This window comes from Pelomonas cellulosilytica (assembly GCF_021353265.1).
In the GTDB taxonomy this organism is placed as follows: Bacteria; Pseudomonadota; Gammaproteobacteria; order Burkholderiales; family Burkholderiaceae_C; genus Pelomonas; species Pelomonas cellulosilytica.
In genome coordinates, this window is sequence record NZ_JAJTWU010000006.1 from 238,610 (window position 1) to 259,674 (window position 21,065).

Below are 21,065 nucleotides of genomic sequence, written 5' to 3' on the forward strand. Positions count from 1 at the left end.
CTAGGCAACGACCTGCGGGTAGACCGGCTCGAAGGCACCGCGGCGGATCTCGTCCAGCGTCGGTGCCTCACCGGCCCACAGCACGAGCACCGGGCCGGGCAGGCTCAGGTGCTGTTCGAGCCAGCGGCACAGCTCGTACCGGTCCTCATCCGCCATGCCGGGCAGCTCGACGAAGGCCAGGTAGGCCCGGCGACGCGGGAACTCGCGCAGCGTCTTGCACACCAGCCAGGCGCGCACGACCGGCCGGCAACGTGCCAGTTCCGCCTGCACTTCACCAAGCTCGAACGTCGACAGGTCGTGGCGCGTCACCTGGCTGAAGTACGGCATCTGGTGCAACTCCTCCCAGGCGCGGTCCTCGGCCTCCTCCGCCTGCTTGCGGCGTTCTCGCCAGAGCTTCAGCGCGGCCGCGTCATGCTCGAGGCCGGCGCGAGACGTCTCCAGCGCCTCGACGGCGCGGCGTGCGGCCCACCAGCGGTAGTCGCGGCTCGCGTCCCACAGGCGCTGCAGCGCCTGCAGGCGCGCACCCCGATCGGCGGCCGGCGTGGTCTGCACCAGGCCCTGCAATGCGCCCGGATGCTCGTCGCTGCGTTGCAGTGCCAGCTCGTACAACGGACGCAGGTCGGCATGCGGGTCGAGCTGGCGCCGCAGCGACGCCTCCTCCACCAGCTCGGCCGCGTTGTTGGTGGCACGGGAGGCGGCCAGCGCGTCGGCACGCTCGCGCACGCGGCGCAGCCACGCGTGGTGCTGCTTCCACCCGTCGGCGTTGTCCCTGCACCATTGCTTGTCGAAGTGCTCGATCCAGCGCTCGGCGCCTTCTCCCAGCAGTTGCAGCGCACTGCGCCGTGACCATTCCGGCAGCGCGGGCTGGCCGCCCAGCGCGGCGACGCGGTCGCGCAGCCCCGGGTGGGTGTCCGAGACATTGCTGACCCGCGCGAGCGCCTGCCGCAGCGCCTCACGCGCAAAATCGGGCTCGGGCGTCTGGTTGAGCTGCTTGCGCATCGCCTGGAAGGGGCCGACCGGCAGCGCCGTCGTCGCAGCCGTGCGCCAGTGGTCGGCCCAGAACTGTTCCGACAGCCAGGAACCCTTGACCTCGATCTCCACAAGCGCTGCCGTCGCCACGTCCGTGCCAAGCAGCCGGCCTGAGATGCGGTCGGCCTCGTACTCGTCCTGCCGCGCCAGCGCGAAGGTGCGGGCCGCGAAGCGCGGGAAGTACCAGTTCAGGAAGGCCTGCGTCGCCGCCGAGGCGACGTTCTGATCGCCGCGGATGCTGTCGTGCAGCCGCATCCACGACAGGCGCGTGCGATAAATCCACGCCGCGAACCGACCATGGTCTCCGCGCAGGTGTCCGTACTCGTGCGTCAGCACGGCCAGCAACCGCTGGCGGTCCAGCGCCATCAGCATCGGCAGGCCCAGCGTCAGCGTGTTGACGGCGCCACCCAGCAGCCCCCAGCGCGGTGTCTGCTGGATGCTGGCGTTGAACTCACCATCGAGATAGACCGCGTGGATGGGCGGGCCCTGGATCTTCTTGCGGATGCGCTCCAGTGCTTCGAACAGCAGCGGTGCGTCGCTCGCCGTGAGGGTCACGCCGTCGGGCGCATCGAAGCGCAGCCACAGCGCCCGCAGGCTGGCCCACAACAGGCCGAGCGCGGCCAGCAGACCCCACACCAGCGCGAAGCGGAAGCGTCCGTGCAGCAGGCGCGGCACTAGCCAGACGATCAGGCCGGTGGCCAGCACCAAGCAGCCGATGACCCACGCATAGCCGAGCGCCGCGAACATTGCGACATTGCGTCGGTAAGCGCGGCTGTCCTGCGCGCTGGCCTGCTCGCTCAGCCGCACTAGGTGCACGAATTCGGCCTGGTCCATCGAATGCCTCCCGCGGCCCTGCCGCATCGCCTGGTTGCTTGTCGGGCGCGCATGCTAGCCAAGCTTTGCGCTGCCTCAGCCCCATCGGCGCCAGGGCGATGTCTCAGGTCTTAGAATTCGTGCTGTCCACCGCAGTCCCCGGGGCTTTTATTTCCTTCATCCGATGCTCTTTGAGCAAGGGCTTGGAATATTCCGGACGGGCGTGATCGTCTCGCGTCAGATGAACCCGAAGTCCGGCTGACCTCGCCCACCTGTATACCCCAGGGTGTTCAGGATCTCGGCCCCCAGGATTCGCGGTGGACACCTTCCCGTTCGCCTCCTCACTTAGCATCGGCCGATGAACTACTGGCTGATGAAATCGGAGCCCGACGAGGCCTCCATCCTCGACCTGCAACGCGCCGGCACGCTGCCTTGGACGGGCGTGCGCAACTACCAGGCGCGCAACTTCATGCGCGACGTCATGCGGTTAGGCGACGGCGTGCTGTTCTATCACTCATCATGCCCCGAGCCGGGTGTCGCCGGCCTGGCCGAGGTATGCAGCGCGGCCTACCCGGACGCCACGCAATTCGATCCCGCGAGCCCCTACTTCGACGCCAAATCGCCCCGCGAAGTACCGCGCTGGCTGCATGTGGACGTCCGTTGGCGCGAGACCACCCGGTTGCTGAGCCTGAAGGAAATGCGCGAGGCGCCCGAGCTCGCGTCCATGCAGGTGCTGCAGCGAGGCAACCGCCTGTCCATCACGCCCGTCTCGCCACAGGAATGGCAGGCCGTGCTGAAGCGGCTTCACACCGCCTGAGCGCGCCTGACGCCGCCGTCAGCCGAACGAGATCGACGCCAGCACCACCTGGTTGCCGCCGCGGCGCTGCGCTTCGTGAACGGCCGCCTCGCTGGCCGCCATCAACTCGTCCTGGCGGGACGCCGTGTGCGGGAAGCTGGAGACACCCATTGAGATCGACAGGCCCAGGTCTTCGCCGTTGAGCACGACGATCTGCGCCGCACACTGGCGGCGCAGCTGCTCCATGCGGGCGTGCGCCGTCGCCAGACCGACGCCGGACAGCAGCACCGCGAAGCGCTGCGCGCCGATGCGGCACGCCGAGTCCATCGCCCGCGTGTTGGCGCGCAGCATCCGGCCGATGCCTTCGAGCAGCCGCTGTTGCGCCTCCTCACCCAGCCCCGCGACCGCTGGCGAGGCGTCCAGCGCAATGACGACCAGCGCGAACTCGCGATGCTCACGCGACGACAGGTCGATTTCCCGCAGCAGCAGGTCGTCGAACTGCGGACGCATGTAGAGGCCCGAGACCTCGTCCCGGCCCGAGCCCTGCTGCAGTTCGCGGCGGATCTGCTCCAGCGCCGCCTGCTGCTGCTCGATCTGGGCGAGCGCGCGCTGAAGCTGCACCTCGCGATGCCGCTCCTCGGTGCGCTCATGCCAGACGGACAGCAGGAACTCGGTCCCGAGTGCCAGCCGCGTCACGCTGAATTCGCGTCGGCGCCCCTTGATCTCCAGCTTGTGCTCGGACGCCACCGGGTGGCGCTGGGCCATCACCGTCTGCTCGACGCGGCGCAGCGCCGTCGTCTCGTCCGGCGTCAGGACTTCAGCATCGGTGCGGCCGATGACGTTGTCGCACTCGAACATCTGCGCGAGGCCGGCGCTGGCCACAACGTAACGACCGGTCGCCACGGCCTTGATGGCGGCCTGGCTGCCCAAAGGCTCGATCAGCGACACCATGCCGGCCAGTGCGTCCCCGCCCAGCTCGGCATGCTCGGCCAGCCACAGTGCCAGGCTGCCGGGCTGCGTCGAGGTGGAGTCGGCGGTCATGTCCATGGGATCGTTGTCGATGCAATCCATGCCACCGGCGGGGAACCAGGGCATGCCAAAGGTGTCGAAAGACTGTAGTGGGGCGTCAGTGCGGCCAGCAAGGCGGCCTCACCCCACGAATCGGGCCTCCCCCCTAGAAGGCCTCGGGCATCACATGCCGCCCATCCTAACGAGTTTCAACACCTGGACCCGCGACAATCCGGCCCCATGAACGGGAGGTTTATGCAGGGTTTCGACGCGGTGGTGGTGGGGGCAGGCGCCGCAGGCCTGTTCTGCGCCGGACAAGCCGGCCAGCGGGGTGTCAAGGTCTTGCTCATCGACCATGCGCCACGACTGGCTGAAAAGATCCGTATCTCGGGTGGCGGCCGGTGCAATTTCACGAATCGCGAAGCAGCCCCGGCCAACTTCCTGTCCGAGAACCCCGCCTTCTGCCGTTCGGCGCTGGCCCGCTACACCCCGCAGGACTTCATCAAGCTCGTGCAGCGCCATGGCATCGCCTTCCATGAGAAGCACAAGGGTCAGTTGTTCTGCGACGACAGCAGCGAGCAAATCATCCGCCTGCTGGTGCAGGAATGCGAGGCCGGCGGCGTCACGCGCTGGCAGCCATGCACGGTCGCCGACGTGCGGCCGGTGGCTGGCAGCGGCTTCGAGCTGGACACCAGTCAAGGCACCGTCACCACTCGCCAGCTCGTGGTGGCCACCGGCGGTCTGCCCGTACCCAAGATCGGCGCGAGCGACTGGGGTCTGCGCCTGGCCCGGCAACTGGGCCATCGCATCGTCGAACCGCGCCCTGCGCTGGTGCCGCTGACGTTCGATGCCGAGGCCTGGGCGCCATTCGCTGCACTGGCCGGCCTGTCGCTGCCGGTCGAGGTGTCCTGCGGCAGCGGCAAGGCGCGCATCCGCTTTCTGGAAGACCTGCTGTTCACGCACCGCGGCCTGAGCGGGCCGGCCATCCTGCAGATCTCCAGCTACCGCAACGACGGCCAGCCGCTGCAGATCAATCTCGCGCCGGAACTGCAGCTCGATAAGGATCTGATGGCTGCCAAGGCCACGTCGCGCCGCCAACTCGGCAACGAGTTCGCCGCCCGGCTGCCGCAGCGGCTGGCCGCCGCCTGGCTCGACCGCGCCGGCCTGGACGCCGCCCGCTCAATGCCCGAGTGCCGCGATGCCGACCTGCAGCGTCTGGGTCGCAGCGTCCACGAATGGCAGTTGATGCCCAGCGGCGACGAAGGCTGGCGCAAGGCCGAGGTCATGCGTGGCGGGGTGGACACGCGGGAACTGAGCTCACAGACGATGGAAAGCAAGCGTGTGCCGGGCCTGCATTTCATTGGCGAAGTGGTGGACGTGACGGGCTGGCTGGGGGGCTACAACTTCCAGTGGGCCTGGGCCAGCGCGGCCGCCTGCGCACAGGCGCTGAGCGCCGCCAGCGCGAATTTGGCAAGTGCTTGATTTCCCGGCTACAATCCTCGGCTTTGCTGGCAAACCCCGCGCGTCGATTCGCTGCTTTCTCCAAGTGAGGCAGTAATCCGGAACCTGCTGCTGATCCAGCCGCGAACACCGAGCGCAATCTGAAGGAACTACATGACCACCATCCGCGTCAAGGAAAACGAGCCGTTCGACGTCGCCCTGCGCCGCTTCAAGCGCACCATCGAAAAGCTGGGCCTGCTGACCGAACTCCGCGCCCGCGAGTTCTACGAGAAGCCCACTGCCGAGCGCAAGCGCAAGAAGGCCGCGGCCGTCAAGCGCCACTACAAGCGCGTGCGCAGCATGCAGCTGCCCAAGAAGCTGTACTGAGAACGTCTCTGACGCGACCCGGGGTCCTTACCGCCCCGGCTTGACTCCAAAGCCCGCCACAGGACGCTGTCGCGGGCTTTCGTTTTTGCTTACCCTCACGCCCATGAGCCTCAAAGACCGCATCACCGAAGACATGAAGGCCGCGATGCGCGCCAAGGAAGCCGACCGCCTTCTGACGATCCGCAGCCTGCTAGCCGCCGTCAAGCAGAAGGAAGTCGACGAGCGCATCACCGTAGATGACGCCGCCCTCGTGGCCATCATCGACAAGCTCATCAAGCAGCGCAAAGACTCGATCAGCCAGTTCGGCGCCGCGGGCCGTGACGACCTCGTCGCCAAGGAAACCGCCGAGCTGAACGTGCTGCAGACCTACCTGCCCGAGCGACTGAGTGCGGAGGCCGTCGCCGAGAAGGTCGCCGCCATCGTCGCGGAGCTGGGCGCCAGCGGCCCCGGCGACATGGGCAAGGTCATGGCCGCCGCCAAGGCCCAGCTGGGTGGCGTCGCGGAAATGAGCACCGTGTCCGCCGCGGTCAAGACTGCACTGGCCAAGTAAGGAGATGCCATGAGCCTGCCGCTGCAAGCGCTGACACCCGACGTTTGCGTCGCCCCGCAATTGACACCCGAGGCGATGGCCGAGGCCGCCGCGATGGGCTTCAAGAGCGTCATCAACAACCGGCCCGATTTCGAGCACGGCCCCGATCAGCCGACGTCGGCCCAGATCCAGGCCGCCGCCGAAGCAGCCGGCCTCGCCTACAGGCACCTGCCCGTGGCCGGCGGCTACCAGTCGCCGGAAGAAATCGCTGCCTTCGCACAACTGCTGCAGGAGCTGCCTCGGCCGCTGCTGGCGTTCTGCCGCTCGGGCGCGCGTTCGACGCGGCTGTTCCTGCAGGCGCAGCAGGCCGGCTGACACTGACCTCGGGCTTTCCCCGGGACGCCCCGCCCTCGTGAGAGGACGGGGCGTCTGTACATTGGCGGGCTTTCCTTCGCTGCCCCGCCATGGACGTCCTGCTCTGCCTTGCACGGCGCATCGACAGCCTTAACGACCGCTTCGGCACGGTCGCCGCCTGGGCGGTGCTGCTGTCCTGCGTCATCAGTTCCGCCAATGCCGTCGTCCGCTACGGGCTGGACTACAGCTCCAACGCCTTCCTGGAGATCCAGTGGTACCTGTTTGCCGCCTGCGTGATGCTGGGCGCGGCGCAAGTGCTACGCCTCAATGAGCATGTGCGCGTGGACCTGGCCTACAGCCGCCTGACCGGCCGCAGCAAGGTCGTCGTCGACCTTTTCGGGCTTGTTGTCTTCCTCATGCCGGTCATGGCCTACCTGGCCTGGCTGTCGTGGGGATTCTTCGTCGTCAAGCTCAGCACCGGCATGGCGCCGGAGGATTCCGTCGCCAGCCTGGGCTTCGCCGCCTACATGGCAAAGCTGCTGACGAGCGGCGAGCTGTCAAGCAACGCCGGCGGCCTCATCCGCTGGCCCGCGGCGCTGATGCTGCCGCTGGGTTTCGCGCTCGTCATGCTGCAGGGGATGTCCGAGACGATCAAGCGCGCCGCCTGGCTGGCGCGCCGCTTCGACATGGACACGCATTACGAGAGGCCGCTGCAATGATCCCGATGGAGAGCTTCCCGCCGCTGATGTTCGCGGGGCTGATCGTGATCCTGCTGATCGGCTTTCCGGTGGCGTTCTCGCTGGCGGCGCTCGGACTGGCCTGCGGCTTCTTCGCGGTCAGCCAGGGCTGGTTCCCGCCAGAGTTCATGGCCGCGCTGCCGCAGAACGTGTTCGGCATCCTATCCAACGACCTGTTGCTGGCCATCCCGTTCTTCACGCTGATGGGTGCGTTGCTGGAGAAATGCGGACTGGCCGAAGACATGCTCGACTCCATGGGCCAGCTCTTCGGCCCCGTGCGCGGCGGGCTGGGCTACTCGGTCATCATCGTCGGCTTCATCCTCGGCGCCATCACCGGCACCGTAGCCGGGCAGGTCATCGCTATGGCGATGATCTCGCTGCCAGTCATGATGCGCTACGGCTACGACATGCGCTATGCCACCGGCGTGCTGGCCGCGTCCGGCACGATCACGCAGCTGGTGCCGCCATCCCTTGTGCTCGTCGTGCTGGCCGACCAGTTGGGCCGCTCCGTGGGCGACATGTACAAGGGTGCCTGGGGGCCGTCCATCCTGCAGGTGCTGATCTTCGCGCTCTACACCTTCGTGCTGAGCCGCGTGAAGCCGCATCACGTGCCGGGCGTGCCCAAGGAGGCGCGCACGCTGCAGGGCTTGGCGCTATGGCGCCGGTGCCTGCGCGGGATCATTCCGTCGGCCGTGCTGATCTTCGCGGTGCTGGGCTCCATGGGCGGGCTACCGGGTATCAACACCGCCATCTGCACGCCCACCGAAGCCGGCGCGATGGGTGCCGTGGGGGCCATCATGCTCGCCGCAATGCACCGGCGGCTCAACTGGTCCCTCGTGCGGGAGACGATGCTGGGCACCATGCGCATCACGGCCATGGTGGTGTTCATCCTGATCGGCTCGCGGACGTTTTCGCTGGTCTTCCAAGGCGTGGAGGGCGGTCGCTGGATCGAGCACATGCTCAGCAACCTGCCGGGCGGCCAGCTCGGCTTCCTCGTCGTCGTCAACGCGTTCATCTTCTTCCTCGCGTTCTTCCTCGACTTCTTCGAGATCGCCTTCATCATCTTGCCGCTGCTCGGGCCCGTGGCCGACAAGATGGGCATCGACCTCGTCTGGTTCGGCGTGATGCTGTGCGTGAACATGCAGACCAGCTTCATGCACCCGCCTTTCGGCTTCGCGCTGTTCTACCTGCGCGGCATCGCCGACACGCTGTTCAAGAACGGCTCGCTGCCCAGGCGCGTCCAGTCCAGCGACATCTACCTCGGCGCCCTGCCGTGGGTGGGCATGCAGCTCATCCTCGTGGCCATCGTCATCTTCTTCCCACAGACGGTCACGGCCTTCCTCGATAAGGAGAAGGCCGTGGACCTGAACCAGGCGTCCGAACTGCTGCAGCAGATGGGCGGCCACGACAAGGCCGACGACATCAGCCCAGACGACGCCAGCAAGCTCTTCGCACCCGAGCCGGCTACATCAGCCGGCAGCGCGCCGGCTGACGACGGCAACGCGGTGCGCCGTGCGCTGGAGGACGCGTCGCGGAAGTGAACCCTGCCGGCGGGCGAAAAAAAGCCCCGCAGCGCGGAGCCTGTCGCGGCACGGCATCGGCCGCTCAGAGCTTCTGGGCCTGCATGAAGTCGTCGAAGCCGGCTTCGGCGAAACGGAACCACAGGTTCTGGTCGCGGCGGAAGCTCGCGTAGTCCTCGTACACCTTCTTCCAGTGCGGGTTCCTGGCGGACAGCTCGGCGTAGATGGCCATCGACTCCTTGAACGCCGCCTCCATCACGTCCTTCGGAAACTTGAACAGCTTGGTGCCCGAGCCCACCAACTGCTTGAGCGCCGCCGGGTTCCTGGCGTCGTACCGCGCCTGCATGCCCGTGTGGGCGATCGCCGACGCGGCATCGACAACGGCCTTGTATTCCGCCGACAGGCCGTCATAGGCCTTGGTGTTGATGAAGAAGTCCAGCTGCGGGCCGCCCTCCCACCACCCCGGGTAGTAGTAGTTCGGCGCGACCTTGTTGAAGCCCAGCTTCTGGTCGTCGTACGGGCCCACCCACTCGGCGGCGTCGATCGTGCCCTTCTCCAGCGCAGAGTAGATCTCGCCACCGGCGATCTGCTGCGGTACGGCGCCCAGCCGCTCCATGACGCGGCCCGCGAAGCCGCCGATGCGGATCTTCAGCCCTTTCATGTCGGCGATGCCCTTGATCTCCTTGCGGTACCAACCGCCCATCTGCGCGCCGGTATTGCCGCCGAGGACGTTGACGATGTTGTAGCCGCGGTAGAACTCGCGCATCAGCTTCAGGCCGTTGCCCTCCACCATCCACGCCGTCATCTGCCGGCTGTTCAGCCCAAACGGGATCGCGCAGCCCAGCGCGAAGGTCTCGTCCTTGCCGAAGAAGTAGTACGGCGCCGTGTGGGCGATCTCCACGGTGCCGGCCTGCACGGCGTCCACCACCTGCAGCGCCGGCAGGATCTCGCCGCCCGCGTGCACCGAGATCTGGAACTTGCCGCCCGTCAGCTCGGCCACCTTCTTCGCGAACACCTCGGCAGCGCCGAAGATGGTGTCAAGCGACTTCGGGAAGCTTGAGGCCAGCCGCCAGCGCAGTTGCGCCTGCGCCTGCACGACGGCAGGTGCGGCACTGGCCGCCAGCACACCGGCCAGGCCCGCGTGGCGAACGAAGGAACGACGCTCCATCAAAGTCTCCCGTCTGGTCTGCGAATACCTTCGCAGCGATTCTGGCCGGGCGGGCCCGGCGCGCTCAGTTACCCGCCAGCTTCATGCCCGTCACGAGGAGCGAGCCGACGGTCTTCGTGCCCATCGTGAACTCGTCGGCACCGATGCCGACGATGTTGTGCAGCATGTCCTTCAGGTTGCCGGCGATCGTCACCTCGTGGACCGGGTAGGCGATCTCGCCGTTCTCGACCCAGTAGCCGCTGGCGCCGCGCGAATAGTCGCCGGTCACGTAGTTGACGCCCTGCCCCATCAGCTCCGTGACGAGCAGGCCGCGGCCCAGGCGCCGGATCATCGTCGGCAGGTCGTCACCCGGCGCGGTGGCCCGGCTGGTCATGCGCAGGTTGTGCGAGCCACCAGCATGGCCGGTCGTCTTCATGCCCAGCTTGCGGGCCGAATAGCTCGACAGGAAATAGCCCTGCAGCACGCCGCCCTGCACGACAGAGCGCGCCCGCGTGACGACGCCCTCGTCGTCGAACGGCGAGCTGCCCTTGCCCTTCTTCACGTGCGGGTCCTCGGCGATGTCGATGTGCGGCGCCATGACCGGCTGGCCCAGGCTGTCCAGCAGGAAGGTCGTGCGCCGGTACAGCGCGCCGCCGCTGGTGGCCTGCACAAGCGCGCCCAGCAGTCCGATGGCCACCGTGCTCTCGAACAGCACCGGCACCTCGGCGGTGGCCACCTTGCGCGCCTTCAGGCGTGACAGCGCACGCTCGGCGGCGTAACGGCCCACGGCCTCGGGCGACGCCAGATCGGCCGCGTCGCGCATGGAGCTGTACCAGGCATCGCGCTGCATGTCGTTGCCGCGGCCGGCGATCGGCGCGACCGACAGCGAATGCCGCGAGCTCGCATAGCCGCCGCGGAAGCCGCGCGTGTTGCCCATCCAGAAATGCGACTGCTGTGCCGATACGGCCGCGCCCTCGCTGTTCGCGATGCGCTTGTCCACGCCCAGCGCCGCCGCCTCGCAGCGCAGCGCGATGTCCGCGGCCTGTGCGGCATCGATGGCCCACGGGTGGAACAGGTCCAGCACAGGACGGGCCGCCGGGTCCAGCGAGAGATCGGCCTCGTCGGCCAAGCCTGCGAACTCGTCCTCGGCCGTGAAGCGGGCGATGTCGTAGGCGGCGCGCACCGTGTCGCGGATGGCCTGCGCAGAAAAGTCCGACGTGCTCGCGTTGCCGCGGCGCTGGCCCAGGTAGACCGAGATGCCCAGCGACTTGTCGCGGTTGCGCTCGACGTTCTCCAGCTGGCCCAGCCGTGCCGAGACGGACAGCCCGCAGCCCTCCGACACCTCGGCCCCGGCATCGGTCGCGCCGAGCTTCTTCGCCTCGGCGAGGGCGTCTTCGATCCACTGCTGGAACTGTTCGGGGCTATAGGCGAAACCGTCTTGAGCTTGAGGCATGAACGCAAAGCGCCGGGGGTGCCGGCGCCGTGTTGAATGGGTCGGCGACAATGATAGACCCCGCCTTTCGATGCCATCGATGCACGACCCCGAACCCGACTTTTCCGACGAGGACGACTTCGATCGCCCGAGCAAGTCCCAGATGAAGCGCGACATGACCGCGTTGCAGAAGCTGGGCGAAGAGCTGCTGACGCTGCCCGAATCCCGCTGGCCGCCGCTGGCGCTGCCCGAGATCCTGAGCGACGCCCTCAAGGCCGCCAAGAAGATCACCAACTTCGAGGGCCGGCGACGGCAGATGCAGTACATCGGCAAGCTGATGCGCAAGATCGACCCGGAGCCGGTGCGCGAGGCCGTGGCCGCGTTCAAGCTGGGCCATGCGCAGGACAGCCTGAAGCTGCACCAGTCCGAGCGCTGGCGGGAACAGCTGCTGGCAGACGACGCCGCGCTGCAGACCTTCATCGAGGCGCACGTCAACGTCGACATCCAGCAGCTGCGCAACCTCGTGCGCGCCGCGCGCAAAGACGCGGCCAACGCGCCCGAGAAGCGCAGCGGCCGCGCCTACCGCGAGCTGTTCCAGTTCATCAAGGCCAGCGAGGCCGCGCCAGAGGCCGGCGATGAGTGACGCCATGCCCGAGCCGGTGCGCATCGGCATCGTCTCCATCAGCGACCGCGCGTCCAGCGGCGTCTACGAGGACAAGGGCCTGCCCGCGCTGAAGGCCTGGCTGACGAGCGCACTGCTGAACCCCATCGAGTTCGTACCGCGCCTCATCCCTGACGAACGGGCCGGCATTTCGCAGGCGCTCATCGACCTCGTCGACACCGAAAGCTGCAATCTCGTGCTGACCACAGGCGGCACCGGTCCCGCACCGCGCGACGTGACGCCGGAGGCGACGCTCGCGGTGGCGGACCGCGAGATGCCCGGCTTCGGCGAGCAGATGCGGCAGATCTCGCTGCACTTCGTGCCCACGGCCATCCTGTCGCGCCAGGTGGCCGTCATCCGCGGCCAGGCCTTGATCATCAACTTGCCAGGGCAACCCAAGGCCATCGCCGAGACGCTGGCTGGCCACGAGAAAGCCAGCGGCATCTTCGCAGCCGTGCCCTACTGCGTCGACCTGATCGGCGGGCCCTACCTCGAAACACGCGACGAGGTCTGCAAGGCCTTCCGGCCCAAGAGCGCGCAACGGCCAGCCACCCCGCGCGCATGAGGGCCGCACGGGTCACTGCGGCCGCGCTGCTCGGCGCGCTGCTGGCGGCCGGGCCGGCGCAGGCCCAGTCCGACGCCAAGCCGTCTGTGCTGACCCGCGCCCGACAGGGCATGGCGGCGCCAAGCACCGCACCCAGGCCCGATGCCGCCGCGTCGCTCGCCGCCCTGCCCGACCGTGCTGCCTTCGACCGCCTGGCCCGCGACTTCGAGCCCGGCGCACAGCAGTCGCAGCCGCATGTGCTGTTCGTCGTGGACCGCGCCGACGGCAACCGCGTGCACTTCATCAACACGCGCCGCTTCGCGCTGCATGCCGACTACCTCGCCGCCCGCCACCTGCTGCCAGCGGACGGCCTGCCGCCCAGCACCTACCGCAGCCCCGCGCGCCGCTTCGTGCTCGGCACGCTGAGCCTGCACCCGCAGGGCAGCCGGTGGATCTACGAGTTCTGGCAAGGCGACCGGCTGACGGCCGAGCTGCTGCACCTGGTGCAGGCCGCGCTGGATCGCACGGTGGGCTTCACGCCCGTGGCATTCAAGGCCAACGCGGCGCAGCACGAGGCCACGGCCGCGGACGCCGGACTGCCCGTCATCACGCAGGCCGAGCTGATCCGCGAGCGCCCCTACCTCGCCTACAACACCGGCACGGCCGTCGGCCGGCTGCGCGTGGTGGCGGCGCTGGACGGCACGACCGACATCGAGCCGACCGACATCGTCGTACTGACCGAGGTGCCGCTGGCACTGTCGCCAGTGGCCGGCGTCATCCTGGCCGAACCGTCAACGGCGCTGTCCCACGTCAACCTGCTGGCCAAGGGCTGGGGCATTCCCAACGTCTACCTGCGCGATGCGCAGACAGAGCTGCGCGCCCTCGACGGGCAGTGGGTACGGCTGCAGGCCGACGGCCAGCGCTACCGTCTGACACCCGCCACTGCGGCCGAGGCACGGCCCGCGCACCGACCCACCGCCCGCGTGCTGAAGGCGCCGGACCTGCAGCGTGACGCGCTGATGCCGCTGGCCAGCCTGCGCGAACGCGATGCCGGCGCCTGCGGCGGCAAGGCCGCACGTCTTGGCAGCCTGGACGCGCTGCGTCGCGCCGGGCAGCTGCCAGCAGGCACGGCGCCCGTGCCGGATGGCTTCTGCATCCCCTTCAGCCACTACGCCCGTTTCGCTGCCCAGCCTGCGGTGCGTGCCCGCGTCGACCAGGCGCTCGCCGCGCTGGATCAGGCAACGTCCCGCGGCGAGCGGCGCGACCTGCTGGCCGCCCTGCGAGCCGACCTGCAGCGCATGCCGCTGCCCGACGGCCTGGCGGCGCAGTGGCAGGCCCGCTGGCAGCAGCAACTGGGCAAGGACGGTGTGTTCGTGCGCAGTTCGTCCAACTCCGAAGACCTCGCCAACTTCAGCGGCGCGGGGCTCTACACGACGGTGCCCAACGTGCGCCAGCAACTGGCCGACGCGGTGCTCACGGTGTGGGCGTCAGTCTGGAATGCCGAGGCCTTCGAGGCGCGGCGCACCGCGGGCCTGCGCCACGCCGACGTGGTGATGGCCGCGTTCGTGCAGCGCGCGGTGGACTCGCGCACCTCCGGCGTCATGATCACGCGCGATCCGTTCGACCCCAGCCGGCGCGGCGTGGTCTACGTGTCGGCAAAGCGCGGCATCGGCATCAAGGTCGTGGAAGGCCGGCGCATCGCAGAGCAGGCGCTGTTCGAGCAGCGCAGCGGCTCGGTCGAGCGGCTGAGCCAGTCGGCAGAGTCGACCGAACTGCGGCTGGACGCCAACGGCGGCCTCGTCGAGCAGGCGGCGTCCAGCAGCACCGTGTTGAGCGATGAGCAGGTGCAAGCCCTCGCGCGGCTCGCGCTGGCAGTGCAGCGAGGCCTGGGCGGAGGCGACCAGGATATCGAGTGGGCCATTGGCGGCGATGGCCGCCTCGTGCTGCTGCAGGCGCGCCCCTACGTGGCGGCGGGGCGCTAAAGTCGGGTCACTTCACAAGCCGGCTCATCTCCGCGGCGTCGAAGGCTTCGTCCCGCTGCGCGTCGCAAGGCACACAGTCGGCAACCGGCCTGCCCAGTTCCGCCGACAGCTTGCACACGGCGTTCCACAGCAGCGCGATCTGGTGGTCGTGGCCGGAGGCGCTGTCGATAAGGCCGCGCATCGCGCGGGCCACCGGGTCGTCGCCCTGCGTGACGCCGTAGGCCGAGAAGCCCATACGGGCAGCAGCTTCCTCGCGGGCCTGGTCGCTCTCGGCCTCGATGATGCGAGCCGGGTTGCCAACCGCCGTCGCACCGGCCGGCACCGGCTTGGTGACGACCGCGCCCGAGCCGATGCGGGCATTCGCGCCCACCGTGAAGCCTCCCAGCACGCAGGCGTTGGCGCCGACAATGACGCCCGGACCCAGCGTCGGGTGGCGCTTGGCGCCTTTGACGAGCGACGTGCCGCCCAGCGTGACGCCCTGGTAGATGGTGCAGCCCTCGCCGATCTCGGCCATTTCGCCGATGACGATGCCCATGCCGTGGTCGATGAAGACCTTGCGGCCGATCTTGGCGCCGGGGTGGATCTCAATGCCCGTAAGCCAGCGGCCCCAGTGCGACACCCAGCGCGCCAGCCAGCGGAAGCCGCGTTGCCACAACCAATGGGCACGGCGGTGCATCCACAGCGCATGCAGGCCAGGGTAGCAGGTCAGCACCTCCCACGCCGAGCGAGCGGCGGGGTCGCGCTGGAGGATGAGGGCGATGTCTTCGCGCAGGCGCTGGAACATGGGGCGTCCCTGAAGAAGCTGGCAGGCCAGTGTAGGCAGCCGGTCAAGAGCCCGATCGGGCTGAGGTCTTCTGCATCTGGCGGGCGATGCCGCGCAGGATGTGGACTTCCTCGTTTGTCAGCGCCGCGCGGTTGAAGAGCTGGTTGAGCCGTGGCATCAGTTTCTTTGGCGCGGCCGGGTCGAGGTAACCGATGTCGGTGAGCGCGGCCTGCAGGTGCTCCAGCAGACCTTGCACGGCGCGCCCATCGGCGCGCTCGGGGTCGGGCGTGCGCGCCTGCACGTCGAAGCCGCCGATCGCCTGCCGCAGGTCGTAGGCCAGCAGCTGCACGGCCTGCGCCAGGTTCAGCGAGCCGTAGTCCGGGTGCGTCGGGATGCTCAGCACGGCGTGACAGCGGTAGACATCCTCGTTGCTCATGCCGTAGCGCTCGGAGCCGAAGACGAGCGCGAGCCGCGGCGCCGGCTCGCGGGCGGCCAGGTCGGCGAACAGCGCGCGCGGCTCATGCGTCGGCGGGCCGAAATCGCGCGGCGTCATCGCCGTCGCGCAGGCGAAGTCCACGCCGTCCAGCGCCTCGGCGAGCGTCCCGACGACGCGGGCACGCGCCAGGATGTCCGCCGCGCCGCTGGCCATGGCCACCGCCTCCTCGTGGCACAGCACGTCCGCAAAGCGGGGCGCCACCAGCACGAGGTCATGGAACCCCATCACCTTCATCGCCCGTGCGGTCGCGCCGACATTGCCCGCATGGCTGGTGTTGATGAGGACGAAGCGGGTGGAATGCACGGGTTTACACGTAAGCGGCGGCTAGAATCGCGCGATTATCCGGGCCATCCCCTGGCCGGCCCGACGCTCTTTCCCCCTGTCAGCCCCTTCTTCCCAGCGAGTGCACGCATGCAGCAAACGTCCCTCCATCCCATGCTCAATGTCGCCATCAAGGCGGCGCGTGCCGCCGGCGCCATCATGAGCCGCGCGTCGCTGGACCTCGAGGCTCTGCGCATCAACACCAAGAGCCCGAACGACTTCGTCACCGAGGTCGACCACGCCTGCGAAGGGGTGATCATCGAGACGCTGCTGGGCGCTTATCCCGACCACGGCATCCTGGCCGAAGAGTCCGGCCGCACCCACGGCGCCAAGCATTCCGAGTTCGTCTGGATCATCGATCCGCTGGACGGCACGACCAATTTCATCCACGGCTTCCCCGTGTACTGCACGTCCATCGCGCTGGCGCACCGGGGCGTCGTGCAACAGGCCGTCGTCTACGACCCGACGCGCAACGACCTGTTCTACGCCACCAAGGGCCGCGGCGCCTTCCTGAACGACCGCCGCCTGCGCGTTTCCAAGCGCACCCGCATGAGCGACGCGCTCATCGGCACCGGCTTCCCGTTCCGCCGTGGCGACAACTTCAAGCGCTACTTGAAGATGTTCGAGGAAGTCATGCAGCAATGCGCCGGCCTGCGCCGCCCGGGCGCCGCGGCGCTGGACCTCTGCTATGTGGCCGCCGGCAGCTACGACGGCTTCTTCGAGACCGGCCTACAGCCCTGGGACATCGCCGCCGGCTCGCTGATCGTGTCGGAAGCAGGCGGTCTGATTGGCAACTTCACCGGCGAGGCCGACTACCTGCACCAGCGCGAGGTTGTGGCCGGCAACCCGAAGATCTACGCTCAGCTCGTGCAGACGCTGACGCCTTATTCCCGCGTCATCAAGGAAGACGAGCTGAATGCCCCGGCCCCCGCCGCACCCGCGGAACCGGTCGCCGTGCCGGCCGCCAAGAAGCGCGGCCCGGTACGCATCAAGAAGACCGAAGGCGACGACGCGCCGCTCTGACGTCCGACCGTCTTCCCGCTCGAAGCCCTCCTCGCGAGGGCTTCGTCGCCTCTGGCGGCGTGAAGGAATTGGCAGCGCTACCCGACGACGAACGTGGGAGCGCAAACGTCGTGACATCCGCACGGCCGCACCCCTTAACACTGGGGGAAACCCTTGCCAGAATTCGTTCCGTCACGCGGCCTCGGGTCGCACCCCACCGATACACCGACCAAGAAAGACCCTCCGATGTTCGCTCGCTCCGTTATCGCTCTCGCCCTCATCGCTGCTGCTTCCCTGGCCCAGGCCGACGTCAAGGTGCTGAAAAAGGTTGCTCCCGAGTACCCGAACGAAGCCGTCAAGAAGAACATCAGCTCGGGCAGCGTGCGCGCCAAGCTGAACATCGCCGGCGACGGCAAGGTGGCCAACGTGGAAGTCGTTGAAGCCGAACCCAAGCGCGTCTTCGACCGCGCCGCCATCGACGCGCTGAGCCAGTGGAAGTTCGAAGGCACCGGCGCCGCCCAGACGCACGAAGTCAAGCTGGTCTTCAAGTCGGAAGACTGAGATCCCCGGGGACAGTCCCGACGGACTGTCCGAAGCCTCCCGAAGGACAGCCGGCATGCACGCCGGCTGGCGTGAGGCACATCAACAAGGCCCGCTTTGCGGGCCTTTGCTTTTGGGCGCCAGATAATGCGCGCCCCGATGAAAGCCGACACCGCCCCCGATTTCTCCGCCCACACGCCCATGATGGCCCAGTACCTGGGCTTGAAGGCCGACTTCCCGGACACCCTGCTGCTGTACCGGATGGGCGATTTCTACGAGGTGTTCTACGACGACGCGCGCAAGTGCCACGCGCTGCTGGACATCACGATCACCACGCGCGGCCAGAGCGCCGGGCAGCCGGTTGTCATGGCCGGCGTGCCGGTGCATGCGCTGGAGAGTTATCTCGCCAAGCTCATCAAGCTGGGCGAGGCGGTCGCGATTGCCGAGCAGGTCGGCGAGGTCGGCGCCGGCAAGGGGCCGGTGGAGCGCAAGGTCGTGCGCGTCGTCACGCCCGGCACGATCACCGACACCGAGCTGCTGGCCGACAAGCAGGACGCCGTGCTGCTCAGCGTCAGCGGCCACGGCCGCCGGCATGGCCTGGCCTGGCTGTCGCTGACGCAGGGCGAGATCGGCCTGGCCGAGTGCAGCGATGTGGAGCTGCCGGCGTGGCTGGCGCGGCTGATGCCGGCGGAGATCCTCGTCAACCGCGAGCAGCAGCCGGCGGGCGTCATGCGGGCGCGCTTTCCGGTAACGAATCGGCCGAGCTGGCAGTTCGACGGCGCGTTAGGCCAGCGCAAGCTGAGCGAGCAGTTGGGTGTGGCCAACCTGCAGGGTTTCAACGCGCATGAGCTGACGTTGGCCCACGCGGCCGGCAGCGCACTGCTGGCGTTTGCCGAGCACACGCAGGGCCGTGCGCTGACCCACGTTCGCTCGCTGCGCGTGCAGCGTGCCAGCGACCTGCTGGACCTGCCGCCCGCCACCCAGCGCAACCTGGAACTGGTGCAGACGCTGCGCGGCGAGAGCAGCCCCACCCTCTTCTCGCTGATCGACACCTGCAAGACCGGCATGGGCAGCCGCCTGCTGCGCCAATGGCTGCTGCATCCCCGGCGCGACCGCGCCGAAGCGACCGGCCGCCACGATGCCATCGCGGCGCTGCAGGCCGAGGGCTTCGAGCCGCTGCGCGAGGCACTGAAGTCGGTAAGCGACGTCGAGCGCATTGCCGCCCGCATCGCGCTGCGCCAAGTGCGCCCGCGCGAGCTGACCGGCCTGCGCGCGACGCTGCAGGCGCTGCCGCAGTTGCGCGCCGCCACGCCCGCCCGGTTGCGGGAGGCTGCGCTCACGCCCCCGGGCGACGTGCTTGAACTGCTGGAGCGCGCCATCGCGGCGGAACCGGGGCTGCTGCCGCGCGACGGCGGCGTCATCGCCGACGGCTTCGACGCCGAGCTGGACGAGCTGCGCGGCATCCAGCAGAACTGCGACGGCTTCCTGCTGGACCTGGAGACGCGCGAACGCGCCCGCACCGGCATCGGCAACCTGCGCGTGCAGTTCAACCGCGTGCACGGTTTCTACATCGAGGTCTCGCAGGGTCAGGTCGACAAGGTGCCGATGGACTACCAGCGCCGCCAGACGCTGAAGAACGCCGAGCGCTACATCACGCCTGAGCTCAAGGCGTTCGAGGACAAGGCGCTGTCGGCGCAGGAACGCGCGCTGGCGCGCGAGAAGCTGCTGTACGAGCAGGTCATCGACGCCCTCATCACGCGGCTGGAGCCGCTGACCGCGCTGGGCCGTGCGCTGGCCGGCCTGGATGCGCTGGCCGCGCTGGCCGAGCGGGCGACCACGCTGGGCTGGTGCCGGCCGGAGTTCGTGCCGCATCCCTGCCTGGAGATCGAGGCGGGCCGCCATCCGGTCGTGCAGGCGCGGTTGGCGGAGACGGGCGGCGCAGAGTTCATGCCCAACGACTGCAAGCTCGACGCGCGCACCCGCATGCTGGTCATCACCGGCCCCAACATGGGCGGCAAGAGCACCTTCATGCGACAGGTCGCCCTGATCGCGCTGCTGGCTGCCATCGGCAGCTATGTGCCGGCCACCAGCTGCCGGCTGGGGCCCATGGACGCCATCCACACCCGCATCGGCGCAGCCGACGACCTGGCCAACGCGCAGTCCACCTTCATGCTGGAGATGACCGAGGGCGCGGCCATCCTGCATGCGGCGAGCGACCAGTCTCTCGTGCTGATGGACGAGATCGGCCGCGGAACGTCCACCTTCGACGGCCTGGCGCTGGCGTCGGCCATCGCCAGCCATTTGCACGACAGGACACGCGCCTTCACGCTGTTCGCGACGCACTACTTCGAGCTGACCGAGTTCCCAACCAAGCACCCGATGGCGCAGAACTGGCACGTCTCGGCAGTGGAAAGCGGCGAGGACATCGTCTTCCTGCACGAGCTTCAACCCGGCCCGGCCAGCCGAAGCTACGGCGTGCAGGTGGCCAGGCTGGCCGGCATGCCCGCCAGCCTCGTTCGCCAGGCCCGTGCGACGCTTGAGGCGCTGGAGGCACGGCAGAACGCAGCCGACGACCAGTTCGACCTCTTTGCCGCGCCGCCCGCCCCGCCGGCGCTGCCCGAGCCCAGCGCCCTCGTGCAGACGCTCGACGGCATCGACCCCGATGCGCTGTCGCCGCGCGAGGCGCTGGAGGCTCTCTACAAGCTCAAGGCGATTGCCAAGGCATGAGCGGCGAGACACATGGCCCGACGGATGCTGGCCACCCCGCATGAGCCGGTGCATCGTCTTCGCCCATGCCAACAGCTACCCCGCGGGCTGCTACCGCGTGCTGTTCGAGCGCTGGCGCGGCGCCGGCTGGCGAGTTGAGGCACTGGACCGCTTCGGCCACGACCCGCGCTTCCCGGTCACGAGCAACTGGCGCCAGCTCTGCGACCAGCTGCTGCACTTCATCGACGAGGACGTCCGGCCCGACGGCCCGGTGGCACTGGTGGGCCACTCGCTGGGCGGCATGCTGAGCCTGATGGCCGCCTGCCGCCGGCCCGAGCTGGCCCGCAGCGTCGTCATGCTGGACTCGCCCGTCATCGCCGGCGTCAAGGCGGCCTTCGTGGCCGTCGCCAAGACGACCGGCCTGGCGCATCGCGTGGGCCCCGCGCCCATCGCGCGACAGCGCCGCCAGACCTGGCCTGACCGCGAGGCGGTGCGCCAGCATTTCTCGGCCAAGAAGATGTTCGCCCGCTGGGACCCGCGCGTGCTGGACGACTACGTGCAGCAGGGTTTCGAGGAGGCCGACGGCCAGGTGTGCCTGCGCTTCAGCCGCGAGATCGAGGCCCGCATCTACCGCACGCTGCCCCACCACCTGCCGCTGCTGCTGCGCCTGCGCCCACCGCAATGCCCGGTGAGCTTCATCGGCGGCACGGCGTCGGTCGAACTGCGCCAGGCAGGCGCCGCGGCGTCAATGAAGCTGGCCGGCGAGCGCTGGCGCTGGATGGAGGGCACTCACCTCTTCCCGTTCGAGAAACCCGACGAGACCGCCGGCATGGTGCTCGACCTGCTGGGCTGAAAGCG

General features: G+C 68.7%; 20 protein-coding genes. 14 read left to right on the forward strand and 6 right to left on the reverse strand.

The window, feature by feature from the left end; translation table 11 throughout:
• Positions 1-1,863 (reverse strand): M48 family metallopeptidase, encoded by a 1,863-nt coding sequence (locus LXT13_RS16485; RefSeq protein WP_233373052.1) that lies wholly within the window; start codon positions 1,861-1,863, stop codon positions 1-3.
• Between the two features lie 337 nt (positions 1,864-2,200).
• Between LXT13_RS16485 and LXT13_RS16490 the strand changes: the two genes are divergently transcribed.
• A complete protein-coding gene (locus LXT13_RS16490; protein WP_233373053.1) occupies positions 2,201-2,659 on the forward strand; it encodes an EVE domain-containing protein in 459 nt (152 codons plus the stop codon).
• Between the two features lie 18 nt (positions 2,660-2,677).
• On the opposite strand, the gene LXT13_RS16495 is transcribed toward LXT13_RS16490, so the two are convergent.
• On the reverse strand, positions 2,678-3,733 hold the full coding sequence (locus tag LXT13_RS16495; protein WP_233373054.1) for a GGDEF domain-containing protein: 1,056 nt from the start codon (positions 3,731-3,733) through the stop codon (positions 2,678-2,680).
• Between the two features lie 168 nt (positions 3,734-3,901).
• Here LXT13_RS16495 and LXT13_RS16500 point away from each other — a divergent pair, with 168 nt between their 5' ends.
• The 6 genes from LXT13_RS16500 to LXT13_RS16525 all read left to right on the forward strand — a co-directional run bounded on the left by LXT13_RS16500 (position 3,902) and on the right by LXT13_RS16525 (position 8,634).
• A complete protein-coding gene (locus tag LXT13_RS16500; RefSeq protein ID WP_233373217.1) occupies positions 3,902-5,128 on the forward strand; it encodes a BaiN/RdsA family NAD(P)/FAD-dependent oxidoreductase in 1,227 nt (408 codons plus the stop codon).
• A gap of 132 nt (positions 5,129-5,260) precedes the next feature.
• Entirely contained in the window at positions 5,261-5,473 is a 213-nt protein-coding gene (rpsU, locus tag LXT13_RS16505) for a 30S ribosomal protein S21 (RefSeq protein WP_012346814.1), read from the forward strand.
• A gap of 103 nt (positions 5,474-5,576) precedes the next feature.
• Positions 5,577-6,023 (forward strand): GatB/YqeY domain-containing protein, encoded by a 447-nt coding sequence (locus LXT13_RS16510; protein ID WP_233373055.1) that lies wholly within the window; start codon positions 5,577-5,579, stop codon positions 6,021-6,023.
• A gap of 9 nt (positions 6,024-6,032) precedes the next feature.
• Positions 6,033-6,377, forward strand: a complete 345-nt coding sequence (locus tag LXT13_RS16515) for a protein tyrosine phosphatase family protein (protein ID WP_233373056.1) — start codon at positions 6,033-6,035, stop codon at positions 6,375-6,377.
• Between the two features lie 89 nt (positions 6,378-6,466).
• Positions 6,467-7,075 (forward strand): TRAP transporter small permease subunit, encoded by a 609-nt coding sequence (locus LXT13_RS16520; RefSeq protein WP_233373057.1) that lies wholly within the window; start codon positions 6,467-6,469, stop codon positions 7,073-7,075.
• Positions 7,075-8,634: a TRAP transporter large permease gene (locus tag LXT13_RS16525; protein WP_233373218.1), complete on the forward strand. Its 1,560-nt coding sequence runs from the start codon at positions 7,075-7,077 to the stop codon at positions 8,632-8,634. Before LXT13_RS16520 ends, LXT13_RS16525 begins: the two co-directional genes overlap by 1 nt.
• Before the next feature lie 64 nt (positions 8,635-8,698).
• Here the strand turns inward: LXT13_RS16525 and LXT13_RS16530 are convergent, their stop codons facing one another.
• The gene (locus tag LXT13_RS16530) at positions 8,699-9,781 is read right to left on the reverse strand and encodes a TRAP transporter substrate-binding protein (protein ID WP_233373058.1); all 1,083 of its coding nucleotides are present in this window, start codon (positions 9,779-9,781) and stop codon (positions 8,699-8,701) included.
• A gap of 64 nt (positions 9,782-9,845) precedes the next feature.
• A complete protein-coding gene (gene pmbA, locus LXT13_RS16535; protein ID WP_233373059.1) occupies positions 9,846-11,213 on the reverse strand; it encodes a metalloprotease PmbA in 1,368 nt (455 codons plus the stop codon).
• 79 nt (positions 11,214-11,292) lie between these two features.
• Here pmbA and yjgA point away from each other — a divergent pair, with 79 nt between their 5' ends.
• The 3 genes from yjgA to LXT13_RS16550 are packed head-to-tail and all read left to right on the forward strand — an operon-like array spanning position 11,293 to position 14,379.
• Positions 11,293-11,835 (forward strand): ribosome biogenesis factor YjgA, encoded by a 543-nt coding sequence (gene yjgA / locus LXT13_RS16540; protein WP_233373060.1) that lies wholly within the window; start codon positions 11,293-11,295, stop codon positions 11,833-11,835.
• Positions 11,828-12,418, forward strand: coding sequence for a molybdopterin adenylyltransferase (mog, locus tag LXT13_RS16545; protein WP_233373061.1), 591 nt, complete (start codon positions 11,828-11,830; stop codon positions 12,416-12,418). Before yjgA ends, mog begins: the two co-directional genes overlap by 8 nt.
• Complete coding sequence (locus LXT13_RS16550; protein WP_233373062.1) at positions 12,415-14,379, forward strand: PEP/pyruvate-binding domain-containing protein; 1,965 nt, start codon at positions 12,415-12,417, stop codon at positions 14,377-14,379. Before mog ends, LXT13_RS16550 begins: the two co-directional genes overlap by 4 nt.
• Before the next feature lie 7 nt (positions 14,380-14,386).
• Here LXT13_RS16550 and cysE read toward each other — a convergent pair whose 3' ends face one another.
• Complete coding sequence (gene cysE / locus LXT13_RS16555; protein WP_233373063.1) at positions 14,387-15,163, reverse strand: serine O-acetyltransferase; 777 nt, start codon at positions 15,161-15,163, stop codon at positions 14,387-14,389.
• A gap of 43 nt (positions 15,164-15,206) precedes the next feature.
• A complete protein-coding gene (locus LXT13_RS16560) occupies positions 15,207-15,941 on the reverse strand; it encodes an RNA methyltransferase (RefSeq protein ID WP_233373064.1) in 735 nt (244 codons plus the stop codon).
• A 108-nt stretch (positions 15,942-16,049) separates the two neighbouring features.
• Here LXT13_RS16560 and LXT13_RS16565 point away from each other — a divergent pair, with 108 nt between their 5' ends.
• The 4 genes from LXT13_RS16565 to LXT13_RS16580 all read left to right on the forward strand — a co-directional run bounded on the left by LXT13_RS16565 (position 16,050) and on the right by LXT13_RS16580 (position 21,060).
• On the forward strand, positions 16,050-16,982 hold the full coding sequence (locus LXT13_RS16565; RefSeq protein WP_233373065.1) for an inositol monophosphatase family protein: 933 nt from the start codon (positions 16,050-16,052) through the stop codon (positions 16,980-16,982).
• Positions 16,983-17,207: 225 nt separating this feature from the next.
• Entirely contained in the window at positions 17,208-17,522 is a 315-nt protein-coding gene (locus tag LXT13_RS16570) for an energy transducer TonB (RefSeq protein ID WP_233373066.1), read from the forward strand.
• Between the two features lie 138 nt (positions 17,523-17,660).
• Entirely contained in the window at positions 17,661-20,228 is a 2,568-nt protein-coding gene (mutS, locus tag LXT13_RS16575; protein WP_233373067.1) for a DNA mismatch repair protein MutS, read from the forward strand.
• 40 nt (positions 20,229-20,268) lie between these two features.
• Positions 20,269-21,060 carry an alpha/beta fold hydrolase gene (locus LXT13_RS16580; RefSeq protein WP_233373068.1) on the forward strand — a complete coding sequence of 264 codons (792 nt, stop codon included), beginning with the start codon at positions 20,269-20,271 and terminating at the stop codon, positions 21,058-21,060.
• The last annotated feature ends 5 nt before the right edge of the window (positions 21,061-21,065 follow it).